At 67.3% G+C, this 24,849-nt stretch carries 24 protein-coding genes, 1 tRNA gene and 1 riboswitch; of the genes, 18 read left to right on the plus strand and 7 right to left on the minus strand.

All coding sequences use genetic code 11. The features are described from left to right. The coding region (locus tag ACE3OU_RS17700) for a hypothetical protein (protein ID WP_374242873.1) at positions 1-204 on the plus strand (204 nt) is incomplete at its 5' end. A 33-nt stretch (positions 205-237) separates the two neighbouring features. Here the strand turns inward: ACE3OU_RS17700 and ACE3OU_RS17705 are convergent. After that, on the minus strand, positions 238-1,383 hold the full coding sequence (locus ACE3OU_RS17705) for a plasmid recombination protein (RefSeq protein ID WP_374242874.1): 1,146 nt from the start codon (positions 1,381-1,383) through the stop codon (positions 238-240). 563 nt (positions 1,384-1,946) lie between these two features. On the opposite strand from ACE3OU_RS17705, the gene ACE3OU_RS17710 reads away from it, so the two are divergent. Further along, a tRNA-Gly gene (locus tag ACE3OU_RS17710) sits at positions 1,947-2,022 on the plus strand. Positions 2,023-2,237: 215 nt separating this feature from the next. Here the strand turns inward: ACE3OU_RS17710 and ACE3OU_RS17715 are convergent. Continuing rightward, a complete protein-coding gene (locus ACE3OU_RS17715; protein ID WP_374242875.1) occupies positions 2,238-3,158 on the minus strand; it encodes a bestrophin family protein in 921 nt (306 codons plus the stop codon). 131 nt (positions 3,159-3,289) lie between these two features. Here ACE3OU_RS17715 and ACE3OU_RS17720 point away from each other — a divergent pair, with 131 nt between their 5' ends. Then, positions 3,290-3,736: an META domain-containing protein gene (locus tag ACE3OU_RS17720; protein WP_374242876.1), complete on the plus strand. Its 447-nt coding sequence runs from the start codon at positions 3,290-3,292 to the stop codon at positions 3,734-3,736. A gap of 3 nt (positions 3,737-3,739) precedes the next feature. Here ACE3OU_RS17720 and ACE3OU_RS17725 read toward each other — a convergent pair whose 3' ends face one another. The 5 genes from ACE3OU_RS17725 to ACE3OU_RS17745 form a co-directional block, all read right to left on the minus strand. Continuing rightward, positions 3,740-4,693, minus strand: a complete 954-nt coding sequence (locus tag ACE3OU_RS17725) for a D-2-hydroxyacid dehydrogenase (RefSeq protein WP_374242877.1) — start codon at positions 4,691-4,693, stop codon at positions 3,740-3,742. Between the two features lie 101 nt (positions 4,694-4,794). Beyond that, positions 4,795-5,403: a cob(I)yrinic acid a,c-diamide adenosyltransferase gene (cobO, locus tag ACE3OU_RS17730; protein WP_374242878.1), complete on the minus strand. Its 609-nt coding sequence runs from the start codon at positions 5,401-5,403 to the stop codon at positions 4,795-4,797. Between the two features lie 42 nt (positions 5,404-5,445). Next, entirely contained in the window at positions 5,446-6,228 is a 783-nt protein-coding gene (locus tag ACE3OU_RS17735; protein WP_374242879.1) for an ABC transporter ATP-binding protein, read from the minus strand. After that, complete coding sequence (locus tag ACE3OU_RS17740; protein WP_374242880.1) at positions 6,225-7,301, minus strand: FecCD family ABC transporter permease; 1,077 nt, start codon at positions 7,299-7,301, stop codon at positions 6,225-6,227. The genes ACE3OU_RS17735 and ACE3OU_RS17740 overlap by 4 nt, the downstream gene beginning before the upstream one ends. A gap of 61 nt (positions 7,302-7,362) precedes the next feature. Continuing rightward, on the minus strand, positions 7,363-9,246 hold the full coding sequence (locus ACE3OU_RS17745) for a TonB-dependent receptor domain-containing protein (RefSeq protein ID WP_374242881.1): 1,884 nt from the start codon (positions 9,244-9,246) through the stop codon (positions 7,363-7,365). Between the two features lie 123 nt (positions 9,247-9,369). Beyond that, positions 9,370-9,623: riboswitch (cobalamin riboswitch) on the minus strand. Between the two features lie 103 nt (positions 9,624-9,726). On the opposite strand from ACE3OU_RS17745, the gene cobU reads away from it, so the two are divergent. The 15 genes from cobU to dsr1 all read left to right on the plus strand — a co-directional run bounded on the left by cobU (position 9,727) and on the right by dsr1 (position 24,664). Beyond that, entirely contained in the window at positions 9,727-10,272 is a 546-nt protein-coding gene (gene cobU, locus ACE3OU_RS17750; protein WP_374242882.1) for a bifunctional adenosylcobinamide kinase/adenosylcobinamide-phosphate guanylyltransferase, read from the plus strand. Positions 10,273-10,421: 149 nt separating this feature from the next. Continuing rightward, the gene (gene gdhA, locus ACE3OU_RS17755) at positions 10,422-11,765 is read left to right on the plus strand and encodes an NADP-specific glutamate dehydrogenase (protein WP_374242883.1); all 1,344 of its coding nucleotides are present in this window, start codon (positions 10,422-10,424) and stop codon (positions 11,763-11,765) included. Positions 11,766-11,924: 159 nt separating this feature from the next. After that, entirely contained in the window at positions 11,925-12,959 is a 1,035-nt protein-coding gene (gene cobT / locus ACE3OU_RS17760; RefSeq protein WP_374242884.1) for a nicotinate-nucleotide--dimethylbenzimidazole phosphoribosyltransferase, read from the plus strand. A gap of 7 nt (positions 12,960-12,966) precedes the next feature. Then, positions 12,967-13,734, plus strand: coding sequence for an adenosylcobinamide-GDP ribazoletransferase (locus tag ACE3OU_RS17765; RefSeq protein ID WP_374242885.1), 768 nt, complete (start codon positions 12,967-12,969; stop codon positions 13,732-13,734). Next, positions 13,719-14,291, plus strand: coding sequence for an alpha-ribazole phosphatase family protein (cobC, locus tag ACE3OU_RS17770; RefSeq protein WP_374242886.1), 573 nt, complete (start codon positions 13,719-13,721; stop codon positions 14,289-14,291). The genes ACE3OU_RS17765 and cobC overlap by 16 nt, the downstream gene beginning before the upstream one ends. Before the next feature lie 20 nt (positions 14,292-14,311). After that, the gene (locus ACE3OU_RS17775; RefSeq protein ID WP_374242887.1) at positions 14,312-15,163 is read left to right on the plus strand and encodes an alpha/beta fold hydrolase; all 852 of its coding nucleotides are present in this window, start codon (positions 14,312-14,314) and stop codon (positions 15,161-15,163) included. A gap of 133 nt (positions 15,164-15,296) precedes the next feature. Continuing rightward, positions 15,297-15,770: a type II secretion system protein N gene (locus ACE3OU_RS17780; protein ID WP_374242888.1), complete on the plus strand. Its 474-nt coding sequence runs from the start codon at positions 15,297-15,299 to the stop codon at positions 15,768-15,770. A gap of 138 nt (positions 15,771-15,908) precedes the next feature. Continuing rightward, positions 15,909-16,538: a discoidin domain-containing protein gene (locus tag ACE3OU_RS17785; RefSeq protein WP_374242890.1), complete on the plus strand. Its 630-nt coding sequence runs from the start codon at positions 15,909-15,911 to the stop codon at positions 16,536-16,538. A gap of 79 nt (positions 16,539-16,617) precedes the next feature. Then, a complete protein-coding gene (locus ACE3OU_RS17790; RefSeq protein ID WP_374242891.1) occupies positions 16,618-17,250 on the plus strand; it encodes a paraquat-inducible protein A in 633 nt (210 codons plus the stop codon). Then, entirely contained in the window at positions 17,247-17,894 is a 648-nt protein-coding gene (locus ACE3OU_RS17795) for a paraquat-inducible protein A (protein ID WP_374242892.1), read from the plus strand. Before ACE3OU_RS17790 ends, ACE3OU_RS17795 begins: the two co-directional genes overlap by 4 nt. Beyond that, entirely contained in the window at positions 17,887-19,506 is a 1,620-nt protein-coding gene (locus tag ACE3OU_RS17800; protein WP_374242893.1) for an intermembrane transport protein PqiB, read from the plus strand. The genes ACE3OU_RS17795 and ACE3OU_RS17800 overlap by 8 nt, the downstream gene beginning before the upstream one ends. Further along, positions 19,503-20,075 (plus strand): membrane integrity-associated transporter subunit PqiC, encoded by a 573-nt coding sequence (locus tag ACE3OU_RS17805; RefSeq protein WP_374242894.1) that lies wholly within the window; start codon positions 19,503-19,505, stop codon positions 20,073-20,075. Before ACE3OU_RS17800 ends, ACE3OU_RS17805 begins: the two co-directional genes overlap by 4 nt. Positions 20,076-20,147: 72 nt before the next feature. After that, on the plus strand, positions 20,148-20,399 hold the full coding sequence (locus ACE3OU_RS17810) for a type II toxin-antitoxin system Phd/YefM family antitoxin (protein WP_374242895.1): 252 nt from the start codon (positions 20,148-20,150) through the stop codon (positions 20,397-20,399). After that, positions 20,396-20,650: a Txe/YoeB family addiction module toxin gene (locus ACE3OU_RS17815; RefSeq protein WP_374242896.1), complete on the plus strand. Its 255-nt coding sequence runs from the start codon at positions 20,396-20,398 to the stop codon at positions 20,648-20,650. Before ACE3OU_RS17810 ends, ACE3OU_RS17815 begins: the two co-directional genes overlap by 4 nt. 150 nt (positions 20,651-20,800) lie before the next feature. Continuing rightward, the gene (gene dsr1, locus ACE3OU_RS17820) at positions 20,801-24,664 is read left to right on the plus strand and encodes an anti-phage defense-associated sirtuin Dsr1 (RefSeq protein WP_374242898.1); all 3,864 of its coding nucleotides are present in this window, start codon (positions 20,801-20,803) and stop codon (positions 24,662-24,664) included. Positions 24,665-24,849: the final 185 nt, after the last annotated feature.

Here is a 24,849-nt window from a genome sequence, read left to right on the forward strand (position 1 = left end):
CTGTCTTTGAAGTCTTGTCCGTATCGCGCCAAGTCGTTCTCTCATCATCGCCCCCGAATTCAGGATTCTATCGAGGTGGCAACTATTCTGACGCGGGGGGGCACGGTGAAGGCAAAGTCTTTGTACAACAAAAATAAAGAGTACATAAAGCACAAATGGATAAATAGTGCCCAAGCAAAGAAGAATCTCGTAGAGGTTTTGTGAAATAAAACAAAAATGGAAACGGCGAGAAATTCCCTATTTCTTTAGTTTGTTGAAATTGCCGGGAGCTATCCCGAATTTTTTCTCATACCAAGCAACAACCTCACCCAATCCCTTGGATTTTTCCTGTTCCTTTTCCAAATCCCTTTCCAATTCCTTGGTTTTTTCTTTTTGTACGGTGATTTGGTTGCCCACGGTAGCCACTCGCTGATCAGCCCATTCCTTGGCTTTTTGGGCATAGGTTTCAGCCTTCTTTTTTTCCTTGTCGGATTCCTTCTTCGCCTTTTCTACCTCTGCCAATACTTCGGCTGTTGGTTTGTGCCAAGCACCCGCCAAACCCGCAAGCCAGCCCCCAATCTTGGAGCCAAGTCCCTTGGCTTGTTCCTGTGCTTCCTGAATGATTGTTTTGGCCTTTTCCTCTGCTTTATGAATGCCGTCTTTATAGCCCTGTTTGCTGGCGACCTTGGCGACAGCCTTGGCATTGGAAAAAAAGCGAGCCTGTGCCTTTTCTGCCTTCCACTGGGCACGAGTTAAACGGCGACGACCCGGACCAATTCGGGTCAAGCCGTGGGACATGGCGACCCTGTTACTAAAATCGTCCTGTACGGCTCTCATTGCTTCAATATAGGCAAGATTTTGCTCCCCTTTTTTCTTGCCTTCTTGTTTAACTTGCTTGCTCGCCTTGTATCCATCATGAATATCGTCAAATCGTTCGCCAATGCGAGGGACGACCGTAAAATGCAAATGCGGGTGGGCTTCATCATCGTGAACGATGACTGATTTAAGGCGATCTCCATATTTTTCTTTTAACCAAGCGAGAGTGTCCTCCGCAAACTGTGGGAAATCGTCTTCCATTTCACGAGGAAGAGAAGCCACCCCAACCAGAGCACACAGACCGTCTTTTCTTAATCTTCTGCCTTGGGCATCTTTGGCATTTTCTGCCCACTCTTCCACCATTGGAAGAACCTCCATCGGTGGAACACCATAAAGCAATCCGGGGCGACGAGGTTGATCAATATGTGGGCAAGCCGCCTCGATTCTCGCCTGCTCTTCCAGAATTTGGCGAATGCTTTTTACCTGTTTTGTGGTGGTTATTTTGTCACCGTTTTTCTTGGTGACTGTTTTGCTTTGCTTTGATCCCTCGCGGGCATATGAATCGAAATGGATAAACTGATAGGACATTATTTTCTTCTTGTTATTATGTATTTATCCTAGCGTTTTTTATTGCAGAGTCAATATTCCTCCCTCTCATAGTGACCGACTATGCTTATTACATTCCACGTTGTTTCATTTCATAAGCGCCGGTCCTACCGGAAGTCCTGGCAGGGGCCTGTAACCCGGAAGCCGACGAAGCGGCTTTGACTTCACTGCGTGATCCGTCTGCGATATTTCCCTGCCGGGAGCACCTACTTTGTTTATGTGACTGTGCCAGTCCCACAAACAAAGCAGGCCAATTTTTCTTCCTTGCGATTGATTGCCGTGAGGCTGAACGGCTCGCCCGTTTCTCAAGTAGTGAGGTCCGGGGACCGGCGACAGCCAAGGCGATCAAGAAGACGGGGAAAGCTGTACGCAAGCACCAACGATCCGGCTACAATGACAGGTGTCACAACAAGGGGTACCGTTTTTTCCGGAACACTTGTAACGTCGCCAAAGAATTTTCTTAGGAAAATCAATAGGTTTTGATGGAGTCCGGGAGTGTCCCGTCCACTCCGCCAACATCAAGCAGCACCAGGCAACACCTTGAAGCGGCAGTAGCTCAGTTGGTAGAGCGCAACCTTGCCAAGGTTGAGGTCGAGAGTTCGAGACTCTTCTGCCGCTCCAGATCCCCGCAGGTCCTCTGCAGTTTCTTCGCCCCCCGCAGTCTTCAGCGTTTCTCCGTATTTTTCGGCTTCGCCCTCCGTCGAACACGCGGTCTTTTGCAGGAACGATGGCGCACGCCCGCGCCTGTACCGCCGCATCCCACGCCCGAGCCCCGCATCACCAACGCAAGCACCTTCGCCGTCCGGCCAGCGCCCTGACCGGACTCCCGCGCGCGCTCAATCCATCACGTAATCCATCACCTCGGGCGGACCGCTGAGGGGCTGCTCGCCCACCAGTTCGCAGATCGACAGCTCGATGGCATGGCACATGGCACCGAGGGCGAGGTCGTTGGGCTCCCTGCCGAAGGGCTCCTCGATCTGCTCGCCGATGACATCGAGGGCCAGGAAGGTGTAGGCGATGAAGGGGCCGACCAGAACGGTCAGCCAGCCGATGCTGGGGGCAAGGCCGATCGGCAGCAGCAGGCTGTAGACCATCACGGTGCGGTTCATCAGGACCTGGTAAGTGAAGGGGATCGGGGTGTTGGCGATGCGCTCGCAGGCGCCGGAGGCTTCGGTGAGCAGGTTGAGGTTGGCGTCGGTGGCCTGCAGCTGCAGGTCGGTGAGGCTGCCGGCCCGCCGGGCGGCGGCAAACTCCCGCGCCAGGCACAGCAGCAGGGCCGACGGGACGAAGCGGGCCCCGCGCACCCGCTCGAGCACCGCGGGATCGAGGCGGCAGGCCAGATCGGCCTGCGGATCGGTGCCACGCAGCTGGTGCTTGAGGGCGAACACGAAGGCCGCCAGCATCCGCACCGCCCGGCGCTGCAGATCGGGTTCGTCGGGCGCGAAGCTGGCCACCTCGCGGGTCAGCGAGCGGGCGCCGATCAGCAGCGCGCCCCATTGCTTGCGCGCCTCCCAGTAGCGGTCGTAGCTGACGGTGTTGCGGAAGCCCAGGAAGATCGCCAGCGCGATGCCCATCAGCGTGAAGGGCGGGATCGACAGGGCCGAGGCGGCGTGGGCGCTGAGCCACCAGTCGCGCCCCAGCACGCTCAGCACCGAGACGGCCAGCACCAGCAGCAGCCGGTTGGCGATGTAGGGCAGCACCGAGCCGCGCCAGACGAAGAGCAGACGAAACCAGTGCAGACGGGGGCGGACGATCATGGCGGCGCTCGCAACTAAAGCCCGCCATTCTGCCGCGTCACGGCGGATCGCCAAAGGGGCATGGGCCGTGACGCCGCAAAACACCTGACATACGATGCTCACCCGACCGCCACCCACCCCGAAAGGCTCCCATGAAACTCCGCCGCCCCCTCGCCGTCCTGCCCCTCGCCGCCGCGCTGCTGGCGGCCTGCAGCCCGCTCAACCACCTCGCCGGCGACGGCACGCCCGCCAAGCGGCTCGACGGACGCTGGGCGGTGCGTTACGTGGCCGGCCAGGAGATCCCGGTGCCCTACCCGGAGCTCGACTTCGACGCTGCCGCCGGCACCCTGGGCGGCTCGGACGGCTGCAACCGGCTCCGCGGCCGCTTCAGCCTCGAGGACGGCCGCCTGCAGGCGCACACGGCGTCCACCCGGATGGCCTGCCTGAACGACGCCGCCGCCCGCACCAGCGCGGCAATCCACACCCTGCTCGGCCAGGGCGCCGAGGTGGTCGAGGTGACCATGGGCGCCGGCCGCGGGCTGCTGATCCGCAACGGCGGGGCCGAGATCCGGCTGGTGCCGGTCGGGGGCCAGCGGTAAGGCTCAGGCCACCCGGTTGCGCGGCGCGCCGGCCACGAAGGCTTCGATGTTGTCGATGAGCTGATCGGCCAGCGCCTGCATGGCCTCGCGGCTGGACCAGGCGACGTGGGGCGTGAGAATGAAGTTGCCGGCCTCCAGCAGGTCGGCGGCCAGCAACGGGTTGTCGCGAGGCGGCTCTTCGGACAGCACGTCGAAGCCGGCACCGCCGATGCGCCCGGCGCGGAGGGCGTCGGCGAGGGCCTGCTCGTCCACCAGCCCGCCGCGGGCGGTGTTGATGAGCAGCGCGCCGGGTTTCATCGCGGCCAGCTCGACGGCGCCGATGAGGTGGCGCGTCGCGGCGGTGAGCGGGCAGTGGAGGCTGATCACGTCGGCCTCGCCAATCACCCGCTCGAAAGGCACGTACCCCTCGCGCACCGCGGCGGCGCCCTTGTGCTCGCCGCGCAGCACCGTCATGCCGAAGGCCCCGGCGATCCGCGCGACGCCCTGCCCGAGGGTGCCGCTGCCGAGGATGCCCAGGGTGCGGCCGGCCAGGTCGCGGATCGGGTAGTCGAAATAGCAGAACTGCTCGCTCTTCTGCCAGCGCCCGGCGGCCACCGAGCGGTGGTAAGGCCCGATCTGCCGGGCGAGCGCCAGCAGCAGCGCAAACACATGCTCGGGCACCGTCTCGCGGGCGTAGCCGCGCACGTTGGAGACCACGATGCCCCGCGCCCGGCAGGCGTCGAGGTCGATGTTGTTGTAGCCGGTGGCGGCGACGGCAACCATCTGCAGCGCCGGCAGGCCGGCGATGATGTCGGCGGTCAGGCTGCGCTTGTTGACGATGGCGATGGTGGCGTCGGCGAGGCGTTCGCCCACCTGCGCCTGGGCCGTGGCGTCGTGGCTGGTCCAGCGGTGGGGGAAGGCCGGCGGGCGCAGATCGGCGATCAGCGCGCCGGCTTCGAGGGAGACGATGTGGTGCATGGCGGGCCTCGGCGGTTGCGTCGGGAATGCGGGCGGTCGGGAAGCCGCAGCTTAACAACATCCCGCCCGGCGCGGCACGCCCCAAGCGGGCCCGCGGGCGGTCAGAACTCGACGCCGGCCTGGGCGGCGATGCCGGCCTTGAAGGCGTGCTTGACGACGCCCATGTCGGTGACGGTGTCGGCCGCCTCGACCAGCGCCTCGGGCGCGCCGCGGCCGGTGATGATGACGTGCTGCATGGCCGGGCGGGCCTGCAGATCGGCGATGACCTCGGCCACGTCGAGGTAGCCGTACTTGAGCACGATGTTGAGCTCGTCGAGCACCACCAGGCCGATCTCCGGGTCGGCCAGGAAGCGCCTGGCCTGCTCCCAGCCGGCGCGGGCGCTGGCGATGTCGGCGCTGCGGTCCTGGGTGTCCCAGGTGAAGCCGTCGCCCATCACGTGCCACTCGACCTCAGGCTGGCGGCGGAAGAAGGCTTCCTCGCCGGTGTCGGAGCGGCCCTTCACGAACTGCACGACCCCGACCCGCATGCCGTGGCCGATGGCGCGGGCGAGCACGCCGAAGGCGGCGCTGGACTTGCCCTTGCCGTTGCCGGTGTTCACCAGCAGCACGCCGCGCGTGTCGGTGGCAGCGGCGATGGCCGCATCGACGACGGCCTTCTTGCGTTCCATGCGGGCCTTGTGGCGGGCGTCGCGGTCGGGGGTATCGGTCATGGGGTTCTCTCTGTTGTCGTTTTGAGGGTCGGGGCCGGGCCGTCAGCAGGGCACGAACAGGGTCGTGTCGCCGTCCGCCACGGCCCGCAGCGGGTGGCCGAAGGCGGCGGAGAGGCGCGGCGCGGTCAGGATCTCGGCGGCCCGCCCGAAGGCGTGGCCACCCTCGCCGTCGAGCAGCAGCACGTGGCTGGCGTAGCGGGCGGCGAGGTTGATGTCGTGGAGCACCATCACCACCCCGGCGCCGCCGGCGGCCAGCGTCGCGAAGTGCTCCAGCACCTGGATCTGGTGGTGCAGGTCGAGGTGGGCGAGGGGCTCGTCGAGCAGGTACAGGCGCGGTTGCTGCACCAGCAGCGCGGCGATGGAGAGGCGCTGGCGCTCGCCGCCGGAGAGGGTCGGCACCTGGCGCCCGGCGAGCGCGGCGAGGCCCATCTGCTCCAGCGCGGCCATGGCGATGGCCTCGTCGTCGGGGGTCTCCCAGTCCCAGCGGCCGAGGTAGGGGTGGCGGCCGACGAGGGCCGTCTCGAGCACCGTGGCGCTGAAGAAATCGGGCTGGCTCTGGGCGACCAGGCCGCGCAGGCAGGCCTCGTGGCCACGGGGCCAGGCCGCATAGGGCTGGCCCGACAGCAGCACCTGGCCGCTGGCGGGCTCCCGCAGGCCGGCCAGGGTGTGCAGCAGAGTGCTCTTGCCGGCGCCGTTGCGGCCGAGGATCACCAGGGTGTCGGCGGGCTCCAGCGTGAAGTCGAGGCCGCGGCACACGTCGCGGGCGGCAACGCAGACCTGCAGCGCGTCGGCGCCGAGCACCGGCGGGCGGGCGTCCATCTTCATCGCGGATGCCTCGCCAGCAGGAACAGGAACACCGGCACGCCGATCAGCGCGGTGAGCACCCCCACCGGCAGCTGGATCGGCGCGACCACGGTGCGGGCAGCGGTGTCGGCCGCGGTGAGCAGTACCCCGCCGGCCAGGGTGGCGGCGGGCAGCAGCAGACGCTGGTCGTTGCCGATGGCGAGGCGCACCAGGTGCGGCACGATCAGCCCCACGAAACCCACCGAGCCGATGGTGGTGACCGCCACCGCGGTGAGCAGCGAGCCGAGGCCATACACCAGCCCGCGCAGGCGCCCGACCCGCACGCCGAGGGCGCGGGCGGTGACCTCGCCGCGGGTGAGCAGGTTGAGCTCCCGCGCGAAGGGCTGCACCGCGAGGAGCCCCAGCCCCAGCAGCACCAGCGCCGGCCACGGCCGGGTGGCGCTGCTGGCGTCGCCCATCAACCAGAACAGCATGCCCCTGACGCGCCCTTCGGGGGCCAGGCTGAGCATCAAGGCGACCGCGGCGCCGCAGCCGGCGGCGACGATGACGCCGGTGAGGAGGAGCCGGGTCTGGGTCCACGAGCCGTCGCCGTGGGCGAGGCCGAAGACCAGCAGGGTCGCGCCGAGGGCGCCGAGGGCCGCCGAGGCGTCGATCCAGCCGCCGCCGAGGCCGGCCAGGATCGCCCCCAGAGCGCCGACCGCCGCGCCGCCGGAGATCCCCAGCACGTAGGGGTCGGCCAGCGGGTTGCGCAGCAGCACCTGCATCAGCGCGCCGGCCAGGGCCAGCAGGCCGCCGCAGGCGAAGGCCGCCACCGCCCGCGGCAGGCGCAGGGTGCGCACGATGTCGGCCTCCATGCTGCCGCCGTCGCCAAGGAGCGCGGCCAGCAGCGCCTCGGCCGGAACCGGCAGGGCGCCGGCCGACAGCGCCCAGGCAAACGAGGCCAGCGCCGCGACGGCGAGGCCGGCAATCACCAGCCAGGCCCGGCGATGGGCCCGCCGGCGCGCGGCCCGCGCCGCGGCGAGGCCCGCCGGCGGCGCCCCGTGAGGCGAAGGCACGCCAGGCAGCGCCTGGTCCGCCTGCGGCGCGGCGCTCATGGCTGGCACCTCGACAGCGGATCGGGCTTGCCCAGCTCGGTCAATGCGTGCTCCTTCGGGGTTAGCGCGACAGATAGCGTACGCCGACGAAGACGTTGGCGCCCAGCGTGTTGTAGCCGTTGGCCAGCGTGTAGTCCTTGTCGAACACGTTGTTGGCGCGGGCTTCGAGCTGCCAGCTACGGTCGAGCTTGTACTGGGCGAAGAGGTTCACCAGCCCGTAGCCGCCGAGCTTGCGCGCATTGGCGGCATCGTCGAAGCGCTTGCCGCTGCCGAACACTTCGCTGCCCACGGTGAGGGCGCCGAAATTGCGTGTCACGCCGAGCCGGGCGGTCTCGCGGGCGCGGCGGGCGAGGAACTTGTCGGTGGCCTCGTTGCGCGGGTCGAGCAGGTCGAGGCTGGCGGTGACTTCCCAGGCGCCGAGCAGCGCACCGTAGGCGAACTCCCAGCCCTTGATGCGGGCTTCGGCGGTCTGGATGGGGAACAAGCCGCTCCACTGGATCAGGTTGTCGATCTTGTTGTCAAAATACACCACCGAGGCGCGGGTGCCGGCGGCATCGTAGCGCAGCGCGAGCTCGCGGTTGCGGCCCTCCTCGGGCTTCAGGCTCGGGTCACCGTGATATCCGCCGCTGCCCACGTAATACAGGTCATTGAGGGTCGGCGCCTTGAAGGAGGTGCCGACGGTGGCGCTGGCGCGCAGCTGCGGGGTGATCCGGTAGCCGTAGCCGAGCACGTGGGTCAGCTTGTCACCGAACTGGGAGTTGCTGTCGTGGCGCAGGTTGGCCTGCAGCAGGTGATTGCCGATGGCGCCGTTCCAGCCGGCCATGAAGGACGAGATGTCGCGCGACTTGACGGTGTAGGTGGTGGTGCTGTCGGCGCTCTGCTCGAGGTGCTCGTAGGCGAGCATCAGGCTGCCGACGGCGAGCTTGATGTCGTTCTGCCACAGGAGCTGCTCCTGCTTGGAGTTGTAGCGGCTGGTGCTGCGGAAGCCGGTGGATTCGTCCTTCGACTGGGCCAGGCGCAGGGTGCTCTGCCAGTTGGCGGCGAGACGGTTGCGGCTCTCGACGGCGACCACCTCGGTGACCGCGTCGTTGCCCACGTCGGCGCCACCGCGGGCGTTGTAGCCGCCGCCGTCGTACCAGTTGCGGGAGTCGATGCGCATCACGTTGAGGCCGAGCTCGTGGCCCGGGGCCAGCGTGTAGCCCAGGCGGCCGGCCAGGGTGCGGGAGCGGAAGCCGTCGCGGTCGGCGTCGAGGGCCGGGTCGTAGTTGTGGCGGACCGTGCGCGCCGGATAGGGCCCCTTGCGCGCCGACACGCCGTCGGTCTCGTATTCGGCCGCCCGCAGGGAGTAGGACCAGGGCCCGGTGGAACCGGACACCCCGGCGCCGAGCTGGGTGGTGCCGAGGGTGCCGACGCCGCCGAAGGCCTCGACGAGGGCCGGGCCTTCGCCCTTCCTGGTGAAGATCTGGATCACGCCACCGACCGCGTCGGCACCGTACATGGCCGAAGCCGGGCCGCGCAGGATCTCGATGCGCTCGATCTGCGACAGGGGGATGCTCTCCAGCGACGGCTGGCCGCTGGTCACCGAGCCGACGCGCACGCCGTCGATCAGCAGGATCGTGTGGTTGCCGTTGGCGCCGCGCAGGTAGAGGGACGAGGTCTTGCCGGGCCCGCCGTTGGAGCTCACCTGCACGCCCGGCTGGCGGGCCAGCAGGTCGAGCACGGTACCGGGGCCGGCGCGCTCGATCTCCTCGCGGTCGAGCTGGTCGACGCTGGCCAGCAGCTCGTCGGAGCGCTGGGACTGGCGGGTTGCGGTGATGACGACGGTGGGCTGTTCGGCCGGCGCGGCAGCGAGCACGATGGGGGCCGAGGTGGCGCCGGCGGCATGGGCGGCGAGCGGACAGGCGGAGGCGACCGCGAGCGCGGCGGCGGAAAGGCGGATGGTCATTGTTATGGTCTCCCTGACCCGGTGGCGTCCCCGCCAGACCGGGTTGATGGCTGGAGCAAGCGCAGGGGGAGAGGAAAGACCGGGCCAGGCTGCGACCGCGCGTCGCCACCACCCCGTGGCACTTACGCTTGGTGTGACCGAGGCCGGTATCCGGGCTTGCAGGTTGAGGCGGGCCTTTGGGAGACAAAGGCAGACCTCTCGCAACGCGTCGCCTTCCCAGGCTCGAAGCCCAGTGGCGTGAATGACGCGCCGAACACCTGCTTACCGTTGCGGGGGCAGCACAGGACTGGCGGCTTCGCGGGGAAGCGCGCGCACCTGTTTCCCGTTTAACTCCGGAGCCGGTCGGCCCCTGGAGCACCTGGAACACGCGCCCTGGCAACTAGGCTGCCCGGGCGAGGGTCGATGATAGCATTGAAAGCCCCCCCAAACCGGAAAAGGGCTGCAGAAACAGGCCCGGACCCCACTTTCCAGCCATTCGCCATGCCTACCCATCTGATCCTCGGCGGCGCCCGTTCGGGCAAGAGCCGCCACGCCGAACAGCTCGCCGCGGCCAGCGGCCTTGCCGTGCATGTGATCGTCACCGCCGAGGCGCTCGACGACGAGATGCGCGCCCGCATCACCCGCCACCAGGCCGACCGGCCCGCCGGCTGGACGGTGCACGAAGCCCCCCGCGGCCTCGCCGCGACCCTCGCCGCGGTAGCCGCGCCGGAACGCTGCGTGATCGTCGACTGCCTGACCCTGTGGCTCGCCAACCTGCTGGACGGCGCCGAGACCCTGCCGCCCGGCGCCGACGCCGCGCAGCTGCCGGCCTTCGCCCACGAACGGGCCGCCCTGCTCGCGCTGATCCCGGAGCTGCCCGGCCGGGTGATCTTCGTGGCCAACGAGGTCGGCCTCGGCCTGGTGCCCGAAACACCCCTCGGCCGCCTGTTCCGCGACGAGGCGGGGCGGCTCAACCAGGCCGTCGCGGCCGGCTGCGGGCAGGTCAGCTTCGTGGCCGCCGGGCTGGCGCTCCAGCTGAAGGGTTGATGGGCCTCAAAGCGCCCCAACATGGTGCATTTGAGCGCCTTTTTCTTGATTTCGATCAGCCGAGCCCGGAAAGTGAACCAAATTGGTGCACAAAAATGGTAGATAATCACCTTTTTGGTGCAATCAGTTTTCATTTCGGAGGGAAATCGATGAAATACGCCTCGGCTCAGCAGTTTCTCCAGTACGTTTCTGACCGCAACCCCGGCCAGCCCGAATTCCTGCAGGCGGTGACCGAAGTCGTGGAAAGCCTGTGGCCTTTCATCGAGAAGAACCCCCGCTACACCGAGCACGGCCTGCTCGACCGCCTGGTCGAGCCCGAGCGGGTGCTGATGTTCCGCGTCGCATGGGTGGATGACCGCGGCCAGGTGCAGGTCAACCGCGGCTACCGCATCCAGCACAGCATGGCCATCGGCCCCTACAAGGGCGGCATCCGCTTCCACCCGTCGGTCAACCTGTCGGTGCTGAAGTTCCTGGCCTTCGAGCAGACCTTCAAGAACGCCCTCACCACGCTGCCGATGGGCGGCGGCAAGGGCGGCTCCGACTTCGACCCGAAGGGCAAGAGCCCGGCCGAGGTCATGCGCTTCTGCCAGGCCTTCGTGAGCGAGCTGTACCGCCACGTGGGCGCCGACACCGACGTGCCGGCCGGCGACATCGGCGTGGGCGGCCGCGAAGTCGGCTACATGGCCGGCATGTACAAGAAACTCAGCAACCGCGCCGACTGCGTGTTCACCGGCAAGGGCCTCAGCTTCGGCGGCTCGCTGATCCGCCCCGAGGCCACCGGCTACGGCACCGTGTATTTCGCCGACGAGATGCTCAAGACCCGCGGCATGTCCTTCCAGGGCATGCGCGTCAGCGTGTCGGGCTCGGGCAACGTGGCCCAGTACGCGGTCGAGAAGGCGATGGCGCTGGGCGCGAAGGTCGTCACCGTGTCCGACTCCAGCGGCACCGTCATCGACGAGGAGGGCTTCACGCCCGAGAAGCTGGCCATCCTGATGGAGGTCAAGAACCACCTCTACGGCCGCGTCAGCGACTACGCCGCCCGTACCGGCGCGCGCTTCGAGGCCGGCAAGCGGCCGTGGGGCGTGAAGGTGGACGTCGCCCTGCCCTGCGCCACCCAGAACGAGCTCGACGCCGCCGACGCCGCCGCCCTGATCAACAACGGCGTGACCTGCGTGGCCGAAGGCGCCAACATGCCCTCCACCATCGAGGCCGCCAAGGCCTTCGAGGCGGCCGGCGTGCTGTACGCCCCGGGCAAGGCCAGCAACGCCGGCGGCGTCGCCACCTCCGGCCTCGAAATGAGCCAGAACGCCATGCGCATGGCGTGGCCGCGCGAGGAAGTCGACGCCCGCCTGCTCGAGATCATGAAGGGCATCCACGCCGCCTGCGTGCAGTACGGCAAGCGCCCCGACGGCAGCATCAGCTACGTCGATGGCGCCAACATCGCCGGCTTCGTGAAGGTCGCCGACGCGATGCTGGCCCAGGGTGTGATCTGACCCCTGCCCCGCCGCTGCACCCCGCACGCCCGCCGGAGCCGCCCTCCGGCGGGCGTTTCCTTTGGGTAACGCCGCGGGGCCGGGCGGTGCGTCGCGTTTCACGTTTGACGCTCCGCCGCGCTACCATCCCCGCCTTTGCCCTCCAAGCCGTCCGCCGCCATGACCTACGCCATCGCCCGCCCCGACCAGGGCATCGCCGCCGCCCTCCAGCAGCGCATCGACACCAAGACCAAGCCCCTCGGCGCCCTTGGCCGCCTCGAGGCGCTGGCGCTGCAGATCGGCCTGATCCAGCAGAGCCTCAGCCCGGCGCTGGGCAATCCGCAGATGCTGGTCTTCGCGGGCGACCACGGCGCGGCGAAGGCCGGCGTGTCGGCCTACCCCCAGGACGTGACCTGGCAGATGGTCGAGAACTTCCTGGCTGGCGGCGCGGCGATCAACGTCTTCGCGCGCCAGATGGGCATGGGCCTCACCGTGGTGGACGCCGGCGTGGCCCACGACTTCGGGCTGCGCCCGGGCCTGGTGGACGCCAAGATCGCGCCGGGCACCGCCAACTACCTCGAAGCGCCCGCGATGAGCCCCGCCCAGCGCGACGCCGCCCTCGCCCGCGGCCGCGAGCTGGCGCATGGCCTGGCCGCCCGCGGCTGCGGCGTGGTCGGCTTCGGCGAGATGGGCATCGGCAACACCGCCGCCGCCTCCCTGCTCACCCACTGCCTCACCGGCACCGAGCTCAACGGCGTGATCGGCCGCGGCACCGGCCACGACGAGGCCGGCATGGAGCGCAAGCGCGCGCTGCTGGCCCAGGCCATCACCCGCGGCGGCCGGCCCGCCGACCCCCTCGCGGCACTGGCCGAATACGGCGGCTTCGAAATCGCCATGATGGCCGGCGCGATGCTGGGCGCCGCCGAGGCGAAGATGGTGCTGCTGATCGACGGCTTCATCGTCACCAGCGCGCTGATCGTGGCCCACGCGCTGGCGCCGGAGATCCTCGACTACTGCGTGTTCGCCCACCGCTCCAACGAGGCCGGCCACATCGTGCAGCTGGCCCGCCTGGGCGTCGAGCCGCTGGTGCAGCTCGACCTGCGCCTGGGCGAAGGCACCGGCGCCGCGCTGGCCTACCCGCTGGTCCAGGCGGCGGTGAACTTCCTCAACGAGATGGCCAGCTTCGAATCGGCCGGCGTCGCCGGCAAGGTCTGAACGGCCCATGCGCCAGCTCGAACTGTTCTTCATCGCCCTGGCCTACTTCACCCGCCTGCCGGTGCCCGGCTGGGTGGCCTTCGCACCGGAAAAGCTGAGCCACGCGGCCCGCTTCCTGCCCCTGGTGGGCTGGCTGGTCGGGGCGACCGGGGCGGCGGTGTTCTGGCTGGCGGCGCAGGTGCTGCCGATCGACATCGCCGTGGTGCTGTCGATGGCCGCCACCATCCGCGTCACCGGCGCCTTCCACGAGGACGGCTGGGCCGACACCTGCGACGGGCTGGGCGGCGGCTGGACCAAGGCCCGGGTGCTGGAGATCATGAAGGACTCCCGCATCGGCAGCTTCGGCGCCATCAGCCTGATGCTGCTGCTGCTCGGCAAATACCACGCCCTCACCGACCTCGGCGCCGAGCAGGACTACCCCCTCGTCGCCGCGCTGCTGGTGGCCCACCCCCTGTCGCGCCTCGCCGCGGTGAGCCTGATGGCCGTGCTCGACTACGCCCGCGCCGACGACAGCTCCAAGTCGGCCCCGGTGGCCCGCCGTCTCACCACCGCCGAGCTCGGCCTGGCGACCCTCTTCGGCGTGCTGCCGCTGCTGCTGCTGAACCCCCGGGAAGCGCTGGCGGCCCTCGTCGCCACCGCCGCCGTCACCCTGTGGGCCCTGCGCACCTTCGCCCGCCGGCTCGGCGGCTACACCGGCGACTGCCTGGGGGCCACCCAGCAACTGGCCGAAGTGGCCATCTATTTCGGGATCCTCGCCGCATGGAGCTTTACCTGATTCGCCACCCCCGGCCGCAGGTCGCGCCGGGGGTCTGCTACGGCCAGACCGACCTCGGCCTGGCCGAACCGGCCACCGACGTGGCCGGGCGCCTGCGCCCGCTGCTGCCCGCCGACTTCACGCTGTACGCCAGCCCGCTGGCCCGCGCCCGCCTGCTGGCCGAGGCACTGGGCACGCCGCGGCTCGACCCCCGCCTCAAGGAGATCCACTTCGGCGAGTGGGAGGGGCGCAGCTTCGACGACATCGGCAAGCCCGCTCTCGACGCCTGGGCCGACGCCCCCCTCGACTTCGCGCCGCCGGGGGGCGAGTCGCCGCGCCAGATGGCCGCCCGCGCCCACGCCTTCCTGGCCGAGCTGCGCGCCGACGCCCCCGCCGCCGCGGTGGTGGTCGCCCACGGCGGGCCGCTGCGCGCCATCGCCGGCCCGCTGCTCGGCCTGCCCCCCGAAAACTGGCTGGGCCTCGACTTCGCCTGCGGCGAGGCGACCCGCATCGACCTCCACGACTGGGGCACGGTGCTGCGCTGGTTCAACCGCCGCGACGCCGGACTGGCCGGCTGACCCATCCCACGAGGCTCACGATGGACCACTTCCTGGCCGACGACGGCGAAAAGATCCACCTCCGGATCGACGGTGACGGCCCGCCGCTGGTGCTGCTCCACGGCTGGACCTCCACCCACCGCGACTGGAACCCCTTCATCGAGGCCTTCGCGGCGCGCTTCCGGGTCTTCCGCTGGGACGCCCGCGGCCACGGCGGCCATCCCCTCGCCAGCGGCAACGCGCCGACCGCCGCGCGCATGGCCCGCGACCTGCAGAACCTGCTCGACCACTACCGGCTCGACCAGGCCGTGGTCGTCGGCCACTCGATGGGCGCGCTGACCCTGTGGCAGTACCTGCGGGACTTCGGCGAAGGCCGCCTGTCGCGCCTCGTCTTCATCGACCAGTCGCCCCGCCTCGTCACCGGCGAGGGCTGGCAGGGCGGCATCTACGGCGACTTCGGCCCCGAACGCAGCGCCGCCTTCATGGACGAGCTGCACCAGGACTTCGCCGAAGCGGTGCTGCGCCTGGTCGCCTTCGGCCACAACCCGCGGGCCCGCGACGCCTACCTCGAAAACGCCAGGGGCATCCAGAGTGCCCGCGAGCGCCTGCGCGCCCTCGACCCGCAGCCGCTGATCGACTGCTGGGCCAGCCTGACCGCCGCCGACTACCGGGACGTGCTGGCCGGCATCACGATCCCGGCCCTGCTGGTGTATGGCGGCGCCAGCAACTTCTACTCGGACGGCACCGCCCGCTACGTGCGCGACAGCATTCCCAACGCCCTGTTGCACACCTATCCGGGCGTTGACCACGCCCCGCACTTGTGGGAGCGGGAACGCTTCGTGGGCGACGTACTCGACTTCGTGGCCGGGGGCGCCGGGGGTAAATCGCGTTAAATCCGTAAATCAGCGTTAAAAACCGCCCCAGGCCGCGCAGAAGACGTATCTATCGGTGATACGGTGGGCCCTGTACCCATGACGGAGAACAGGGCACCGAGATCAACGTCGGTCAGCCCGACGGAGATTTCCCATGCAAGGCTTCGACTACGACCGCATCCAGCGCTTCGTCGTGATCATCGGCATGGTGGCGGTTGCCGCCCTGTGGCTGGCCGAGGAAACCGGCCTGCTGATGGTCGCGCCCCCCGCCCCGAAGCCGACGGCCCAGGCCGCCACGCCGGACGGCCTGCCCCTCGCCCCCCTGTCGCGGCTGGTGCTGCAGGGCGTCATCCCGCCCTCGGGCACGGCGCCGGGGATCGCGATCCTGGCCGAGGTCGGCAAACCCCCGCACTTCGTCCAGGAAGGCACCCCCTACAACGAAGACATCATCGTCGAGCGCGTGCTGCCCGACCACGTGGTGCTGCGCCGCAAGGGCGACGGCCTGCCGATCGCCCTGCCCCTGACGGTGCTGCCCGGCGTGGAGCAACTGGACAGCGCACCGCCGGCGGCCGGTCCGCGTCCGCCGAAAGGCAATTCCAACAGTGTCGAAAAATCTGACAAGACGTGATTTAAATCACTGTTAAAAAATAAAAATCCCTGCGCATTCAACCCCCTGTAAAAATGGTCTGGATATTGCTTGGCACCAAAATGAGCCGTACAAATCAGAACACGGCCAGCGTCCCTGAACAGCAAGCAACGTCCGATCATGCGCACCTCCCTCTTCCTGCGGCTGGCCCCGGCCGCCCTGCTCACCGGCCTGCTGGCCGCCGGCGCGTCCGCCGCGCCGGTCAGCCCGGCCGCCTACACCTTCGACGCGCCCACCGATTGCGTTCAATGCTTCGACGACCCGGCCTTCACCAAGCTCACCGACGGCGTGCTCGGCCGGGCCGGCTGGGCCGCCAACAACGGGCAGGAATGGGTGGGCTGGTCCGGTGACCGGACGGTGAACCTGGATTTCGACTTCGGCACCCGCCGCCTGATCGACACCGTGCGGGTCGGCAGCACCCAGGACGCCAGCGGCGAGGTGCGGCTCCCCGCGATCACCCTCTTCAGCAGCGACGATGGCAGCGCCTGGTCGCAGATCCTGTCCCTCGGCGCGCCCGCAGCCACTGGCGCCGATCCCTACAGCACCGCGCCCCACGGTTTCCTGACCCTGCCGGGGCTGGGCGTCGAGGCCCGCTACCTGCGGGTCGCCGCCACCGCCAGCGGCGGCCGGATCCTGCTGGACGAAGTGCAGTTCGACGACACCGCGTCGGCCGTCTCCGAGCCCGAACCCGTCACCCTGGCCCTGCTCGGCCTCGGCCTGGCCGCCCTCGGCCTGATCCGCCGACGCTGAAACGCCTCCCGGCCCAGCCCCCTTGCGGCCCGGCCCCCGCGCGCCGCAGAATCGGGGCGTCATCGTCCCGGGCCTGTCCATGCTGGCGCCTGATGCGCACCCCCTCCTGCCGGCCGGCCTGATCGCCTGCCACGAATGCGACCTGCTCCAGCACGAGCCCGCCCTCGCCCCCGGCGAGACGGCCCGCTGCGCGCGCTGCGGCGCCCTGCTGGCCCGCAACCCGCCGGACAGCATCGACCGCAGCCTGGCGCTGGCCTGCACCGCGGCCGTGCTCTACCTCATCGCCAACCTCTACCCGCTGGTCGGCCTCGAGCTGCAGGGCCGCCGGGTCGAGGTCACCCTGGCCGGCGCGCTGCAGATCCTGTGGCAGGACGGCATGCAGGCGGTGGCGGCGCTGGTCGGGGTCACCGCCCTGCTGTTTCCGGTGCTCGAGCTGCTGATGATCCTGGCGGTGCTGGTGCCGCTGCGCCTCGGGCGCGCCTCGCCGCGGCTGGCGCCCTTCTTCCGGCTGGTCCGCTCGGTGCAGCCGTGGGGCATGGTCGAGGTCTTCCTGCTCGGCATGCTGGTGTCGCTGGTCAAGCTGTCGCACCTGGCCACGGTGATCCTCGGCACCGCCTTCTGGGCCATGGCGGCGCTGATCGTGGTGCTCACCCTGGCCGGCCGCGCCTTCGACCCGCGCCTGCTGTGGCAGTACCCGGAGCAGGCCCGATGAGCCCCGGCCTCACCGCCCGCCAGGCCGGCCTGCTGAGCTGCCACGTCTGCGGCCAGCTGTCCCGCCCGCCCGCCAACGCCAACACCCTGCGCTGCCCGCGCTGCAACGCCCCGCTGCACCTGCGCAAGCCGGCCAGCCTGGCCACCACCTGGGCCCTGGTGCTGGCTGCGGCGATCCTCTTCGTGCCGGCCAACCTGCTGCCGATCATGACCACCACCTCGCTGCTCGGCACCCAGCAGGACACGATCATGAGCGGGGTGGTCTTCCTGTGGCAGTCCGGCTCGTGGCCGCTGGCGGCGGTGGTGTTCTTCGCCAGCGTGATGGTGCCGCTGCTCAAGATCATCGCGCTGGTGTATCTGGCGGCGTCGGCCCAGCGGCGCTCCCGCCGGCAGCCGCTGCAGCGCACCCGGCTGTACCGGCTGGTCGAGTTCGTCGGCCGCTGGTCAATGCTCGACATCTACGTCATCACCCTGCTCGTCGCGCTGGTGCAGTTCCAGGGCCTCGCCACCATCCAGGCCGGCCCGGCGGCCGTCGCCTTCGGGGCGGTGGTGGTGCTGACCATGTTCGCCGCGATGAGCTTCGACCCCCGCCTGATCTGGGATCCGATCGCCGACGCCTCCCCCACCGAACCCCCCCATGACTGAACCCACCCCCGCCCCCCTGCCCACCGCCCGCGTCGACGCGCCGCGCCGCTTCCGCATCCCGCTGGTGTGGGTCATCCCCCTCGTGGCCGCGCTGATCGGCGTGTTCCTGGCCGTCCACACCTGGTACCAGCAGGGGCCCAGCATCACCATCCGCTTCAAGACCGGCGAAGGGCTGGAGGCGGGCAAGACCCGCATCAAGTACAAGGACGTGGACGTCGGCCAGATCGACTCGGTGAGCCTCTCCGAGGACGGCAGCCACGTCATCGCCGGCGCCCGGCTGGCCCGCTCGGCCGACCACCTGCTGGTGGACGACACCCGCTTCTGGATGGTCAGCGCGCGGGTGTCGGGCAGCGCAGTGTCGGGTCTCGGCACCCTGCTCAGCGGCACCTACGTGGGCCTCGACGCCGGCAAGTCCACCGAGACGCGCCACGACTTCACCGCCCTCGACGACGCGCCGGTGGTCGGCTTCGACGTGCCGGGCCGCTACTTCGTGCTGCACGCCGAGACCCTCGGCTCCATCGGGGTCGGCACCCCGGTGTATTTCCGGCGCATGCCGGCCGGCCAGGTCACCGGCTACCGGCTGGGCGAACAGGGCAAGCGGATCGAGGTGCGCGTCTTCATCAAGGCACCCTACGACCGCTTCGTGACCCGCGACACCCGCTTCTGGAACGCCGGCGGCGTGGATGTGAAGCTCGGCGCCGACGGGGTGCAGGTGAACACCGAATCCCTCACCGCCATCCTCGCCGGCGGGCTGGCCTTCCTGACCCCCGCCGACAGCCCCGACGAGCCGGCCGCCGCCGAACAGACCTTCCGCCTCTTCCCCACCCGCGAGGAGGCCATCCGCCGCCAGCTGGACGAGCGCCAGCACTACACGCTGCGCTTCGCCGAGTCGGTGCGCGGCCTGTCGGTGGGGGCGCCGGTGGATTTCCGCGGCATCACGATCGGCGAGGTCGTGGCGATCCAGCCCCAGCTCAACCCGGGCAAGGCCGACATCAGCATGCAGGTCGAGGTGTCGCTGCAGCCCGGCCGCCTGCGCGCGCCGGGCGGCGGACAGCCGCCCCCCGACGACGCGGCCTTCCGCCGGGTGGTGGACCAGCTCGTCGCCAAGGGCCTGCGCGCCCAGCTGCGCAACGGCAACCTGGTCACCGGCCAGCTCTACGTGGCCCTCGACTTCTTCCCCGGCGCCGGCCCCGCCCGCCCCGACTGGCAGGCCAGCCCGCCCCGGCTGCCCACCCAGCGCGGCAGCCTCGACGAGCTGCAGACCACCCTGATGCGCATCGTCACCCGCCTCGACAAGCTGCCCATCGAGGAGATCGGCACCGACACCCGCAAGCTGCTCGCCAGCCTGCAGCGCAGCGTGGATGAAACCGAAGCCCTGATCCAGCGCATCGACACCCTCGCCGACGGCGAAGTGCGCGGCACCCTCGCCGAGGCCCGCGCCGCCATCGCCGACACCCGCAAGCTGGTCGCCAGCGACGCCCCGCTGCAGCAGGACCTGCGCGCCAGCCTGCAGGAACTCGGCCGCGCCGCCCAGGCCCTGCGCCACCTCGCCGACACCCTCGACCGCCACCCCGAAGCCCTGCTGCGCGGCAAGCCGGAGGAAAAACCATGAAACGCCTGCTCCCCGCCCTGCCGGCCCTCGTGCTGGCCGCCCTGCTCGGCGCCTGCAGCAGCACCCCGCCGCTGCAGTTCTACACCCTGGGCCCGCTGCCTCCGGCGCCGGCCAGCACACCGGTCGGCACCAGCGTGGGGCTGGTGGTCGGCCCGGTGAATGTGCCGGCCACCATCGACCGCCTGCTCATCGTGCACCTCGACGGCAGCCGCGCCGACGTCGCCGAGCACCACCGCTGGGCGGCGCCCCTCAAGACCGAGATCGCCCGCCGCATCGCCACCGACCTGGCCCGCCGCAGCTCCTACGCCCGCAGCGTGGCGTGGCCCCAGAGCAGCCTCGCCGACCCCGCCCTGAGCGTGCCGATCGACGTGCTGCGCTTCGAGGCCGACGGCTTCGAGCGGGTCACGCTGGAAGCCGTGTGGACCCTCCGCCAGGCCGGCCGCGACATTGCCAGCCGCCGCTTCAGCGCCACCGAAACCATCACCGCCCCCACCTACGAAGCCCTCGCCAGCGCCCACGGGCGGCTGGTGGATGCGCTGGCGGCGGAGATCGCGGCAGCGCTGCCGTAGGGCACGGCAACGGGCGGTGGCAACCAGCGCACACAACACGTACAATTATCCGTACATAAGCGGAGACCCTCCATGGACGCCATCACCTACACCACCGCCAGAGCCAACCTCGCCCGCACGATGGACCGGGTGTGCAACGACCACGAGGCCCTGATCATCACCCGCAACGGCGAGCAATCGGTCGTGATGCTGTCGCTCGAGGACTACAAGGCCCTCGAAGAAACCGCCTATCTCCTGCGCACCCCGGAAAACGCCCGGCGAATCCTCGCCGCCACCGCCCAACTGAATGCCGGCACGGGCATGGAACGCGAGCTGGCAGAGTGAAGCTGGTATTCGCCGAGCTGGCCTGGGAAGACTATCTGCACTGGCAACAGCAGGACCGGAAAATGGTGGACCGCATCAACAAGCTGATTCGCGAGACACAACGGGAACCCTTTTCCGGAATCGGTAAACCCGAACCCCTGAAACACGCCCTCGCAGGCTTCTGGTCGCGCCGGATCAACGATGAGCACCGCATGATCTATCGCGTCGAGGGCGAAGAACTGCAGATCGCCCAGTTGCGCTATCACTATTAGCGGCGGGTTTCCGGCTGGCAAAGCGGAGATTTTCGGTCAAGAGGAATCAGCACGCGCCGCGCCAGCAGGGGCTGCCATCTCATCAGCGATGTTCACAATCCAATAGCCACGAGCCGGGTACACGCTGGCGGCAACCCGGAGATAACCTGAATGCAGTTTGTCCAGAACGGCCCCGACATTCCCGACGCTCTCCTCCAGGCCCATGAAGAGGGGCGGGTGGTCTTCTTCTGTGGCGCGGGGATTTCACGTCCAGCGGGGTTGCCGGGATTCGACGGTTTGGTCTCCGACCTGTACACCCGTGTAGGCGAGCATCCCAACCGTCTCGAATCCGAGTTTTTGAGTGGAAAAAAACTAGACGCGATTGAGTCACTCAAACAGCTGATACCGGATGAAAAACAACGCGACTGCGTGATTGATCTACTCGAAAAGCGGATATCGGGTGAAAAACAACTCGACCGCGTAATTGGGCTACTCGAACAACGGATTCAGGGTGGTAGAAAAAATGTACGGCGTCATCTACCCGACATTCTCAAGCCCGACCTATCAAAACGACACGCCCTCACAACACACCAGGCGCTCCTAATTCTCGGGCGAAATGAAACTCATGGATTACGGCTACTAACGACCAACTTCGACTCGCTCTTCGAGCGCGCCGCAAAGCATTTCAGACTTCCACCCTTCACGACCTACCTTACACCTCCGGATCGCCCCAACTGGGAAGGCATCGTGCATCTCCATGGTCGGCTGTCAGACTCCCCGTCTGGTGAAGAATTAGATAGCCTCATCCTTTCAGATGGTGACTTTGGGCAAGCCTACTTGACACAGGGCTGGGCGGCGCGATTCGTGGCCACGCTCTTTCGTGATTTCACTCTCTGCTTCGTCGGCTATAGCATCGACGACCCCGTGCTTCGTTACATGACTGCAGCACATGCTCTGAGCAACAAGGGGCAGAAGGTGTTTGCATTTGCGCCCTATTCTGGAGATCAAGCCGCTACTCAAGAGGGAGCCTGGCGAGCAAAAAATGTAATACCCATTCTTTACGACGAGGCTCAGTCACATCGCAAGCTCCATCAAACGCTACATATCTGGGCCTCCATCTTTCGGGATGGCGTTCGAGGCAAACAACGCATCGTGAGCCGACTGGCCCAGCGCTCACCAAAAGACTCAACACCGACATATGATTTCGTCGGCCGGATGCTCTGGGCTCTGTCAGACAAATCCGGGCGGCCGGCCCAACGATTCGCCGAGCTCGAGCCCGTTCCGTCGCTCGACTGGCTTGACACCTTATCCGACTATCGTTATCACCACGCCGACCTGCCCCGCTTCCAGGTACCAATCGGTGCGGAGCCCAGCACAACGCTCACCTTCAGCCTGTTGGACCGGCCTGGCCCCTATGGCAAGGCTCCTCGGATGACGCTCGTTACGGGCATCGGGGTCACCTATTCCTGGGACGAGGTGATGTATCAGATGGCACGCTGGCTGACGCGCCATCTGGACGACCCGCAGTTGCTCCTGTGGCTCGCCGAGCAGGGCGGCAAGCTGAACAGCCAGTTCATTCAGACAATCGAAAACAAACTGGACGAGCTAGCCAAAGTGGAGAGAGACGGCAAGACCGACGAGCTGGCGCGTATCCGCGCTGCCGCCCCCAGGGCCGTTCCCAGACCGATGATGCGAACGCTTTGGCGCCTTTTTCTGTCCGGACGGATCAAAACGCAATGGCAGGAACCCGGTATTTACCAGTGGCAGCAGCGTTTCCAGCGAGACGGCCTGACTTTTGCCGTGCGGATGGAGCTGCGTGCCTTGCTGACCCCCACGCTCAACCTGAACAGACCCTTCGAGGGGGGTGCTGATGAACGGGAGCATGACGAACCCGACGATCTGCGGCGATTGATCTCCTGGACCCTCGAACTCGCCGGCACCGATGTTCATTCATTTCTGCCTGATCTGGAAGGGTCGGCCCCTTGGCAGGCAGCACTTCCGTCGCTAGCCACCGATTTCCAGCAGTTGCTGCGTGACGCCCTCGATCTGATGCACGAACTCGGCGAGGCCGATGAACACAAAGACCCTTCGCTATGGCACGTTCCATCCGTCTGCTCCCCACGCCAGTTTTTTCGCTTCAATGCGTGGAGAACCCTGGTAGATCTAGTGCGAGACGCCTGGCTCGCCGTCCTCAAAGACGACCCACCGCGTGCCCGGCAGACCGCCCTCAGCTGGTTTGCGGAGCCCTTTCCGATCTTCAAGCGTCTTGGCCTGTTCGCTGCTACGCGCGAGGGGGTCGATCTGCCTGTCGAATGGCTCAATTGCCTACTGGCAGACCAGAGCCGATATTTGTGGGCGGAAGAAACAAAATCTGAAACCCTGCTCTTGCTGGAGCACAAGGGCAACACGTTGTCCGATGGGCAGCGCGAGCAGATTGAGGCCGCAATCCTGAGCGGCCCACCACAGGTAGCTTTCCGTTCTGAAGCCGATCCCGAGAGGATCGCCGCGGCCACAGACTGGTTGATCTGGGAACGTCTGGCATCCTTGGCCAGATCGTGCTCCATCGGCGAAACAGCACAGGCACGCCTGAACTCGCTCACCGCATCACACCGCTCGTGGCAACTCGCAACCGATACCAACAACGAAGCCACGCCACCTGGAATGGGTAGCGGCTGGGATGAGTTCAAAAGCCTGCAGAAAGTCGACCATGCTCCGCGAACGCGTCGCGAGCTGGTCGAGTGGCTCAGGTGCGACGAACGAAGAGGATTCTTCGAAACGGATGATTGGAGCGAGGTCTGCGGCGCACGCATGTTCGTCTCTAGTGCCTCCTTATGCGACCTTGCCCACGAGGGTCTGTGGCCCGCAACGCGCTGGCGGATTGCATTGTCGAAATGGCGGGATGGGAAACTGATATCGCGTTCATGGCGCCTGATCTCCCGCTTGGTAGAGATCATGCCTGCCAAGGAGCTTGCCGAACTCACTCCCGATCTGAGCCTGTGGTTGGAGGCGGCTGCGCAGGTTCTGGAACAGCGGGAAGACGTATTTTTGGACCTCTGCAGGCGCATCCTCGAACAGCCGTATCCAGCGGTCGGCGATACGGACCAGTCGTTCATCATCAATCACCCGATCGGGCGTATCGTCCAAGCCCTGCTCAACTACTGGTTCCGTCGCCCCCTCAGCGACAACGACGGCTTGCCGGATGACGTCGGCCCCCTGCTGACGCAAGTCTGTACCACCCCCTCGGATCCGTATCGCGCCGGGCGAGGCATCCTGGCGTTGCATCTGATCACGCTCTTCCGGGTAGCCCCCGCGTGGACTCAGCAACATCTGCTGCCTCTCTTCAACTGGTCAAACCCAGCAGAGGCCCGTGCCCTATGGGGCGGCTTTCTTTGGTCCCCCCGCCACTACCGCCCCCTGCTCGTCGCATTCAAGGCCCGCTTCCTCGAAGCCGCCCACCACTACGACGAGTTGGGTGATCGAGCCGAAATGTACGCTGCCCTGCTGACCTACGCGGCTCTTGATCGTGCAGACACTTTCACAGCTAGGGAGCTATACGACGCCTTCAGCAGCTTGCCGCTGGCGGGTCTCCAAGCCTCCGTCAGCACCTTGGTCCGCGCCCAGGACGCCTCCGGCGAGCAGCGGGAGGCGTCCTGGAAAAATCGCATCGCACCCTTCTGGCATGACGTCTGGCCGAAATCGCATGATCGGACCTCCAAAGAGATCTCCGAACAACTCGCCCGCCTTGCCATAATCGCACAAGGTGAATTTCCGGCGGCTGTCCAGGAACTGCAGGATTGGTTCGCTCCGCAGAGGTACCCTTTCATCATCATTCACCTGCTTCGGAAATCGGGTCTGTGCGATCGCTTTCCCCAGGATGCCATTCAACTACTTTCGGCAATCATCGACGAACATTCGCAGTTACCCGAGGATCTAGCGGAGTGCCTGAAATCCATCGTCCAAGCCTGGCCGGAAGCACGCCACGACACGCGCTACCAGCGGCTGGACGAATACCTGCACAGGAAACCGGGGCTGTAGCCCTCCTCACGCCCCCTTCTTCGCCAGCTTCCCGCTCCCCGCCTTGGCCGCGACAGGCGGGCACCTCGAATAACCCGAGGTTTTCAGTAAATCCCGCCGCGCAACGATGATCGCGATCGAATCTGGTTCAATTCCTTCGGCAAATCACCGCCTTCTACAGCGGTGCCGTCCCGTTTTGTCTCGAA

This window comes from Zoogloea sp. (assembly GCF_041908905.1).
Lineage (GTDB): Bacteria > Pseudomonadota > Gammaproteobacteria > Burkholderiales > Rhodocyclaceae > Zoogloea.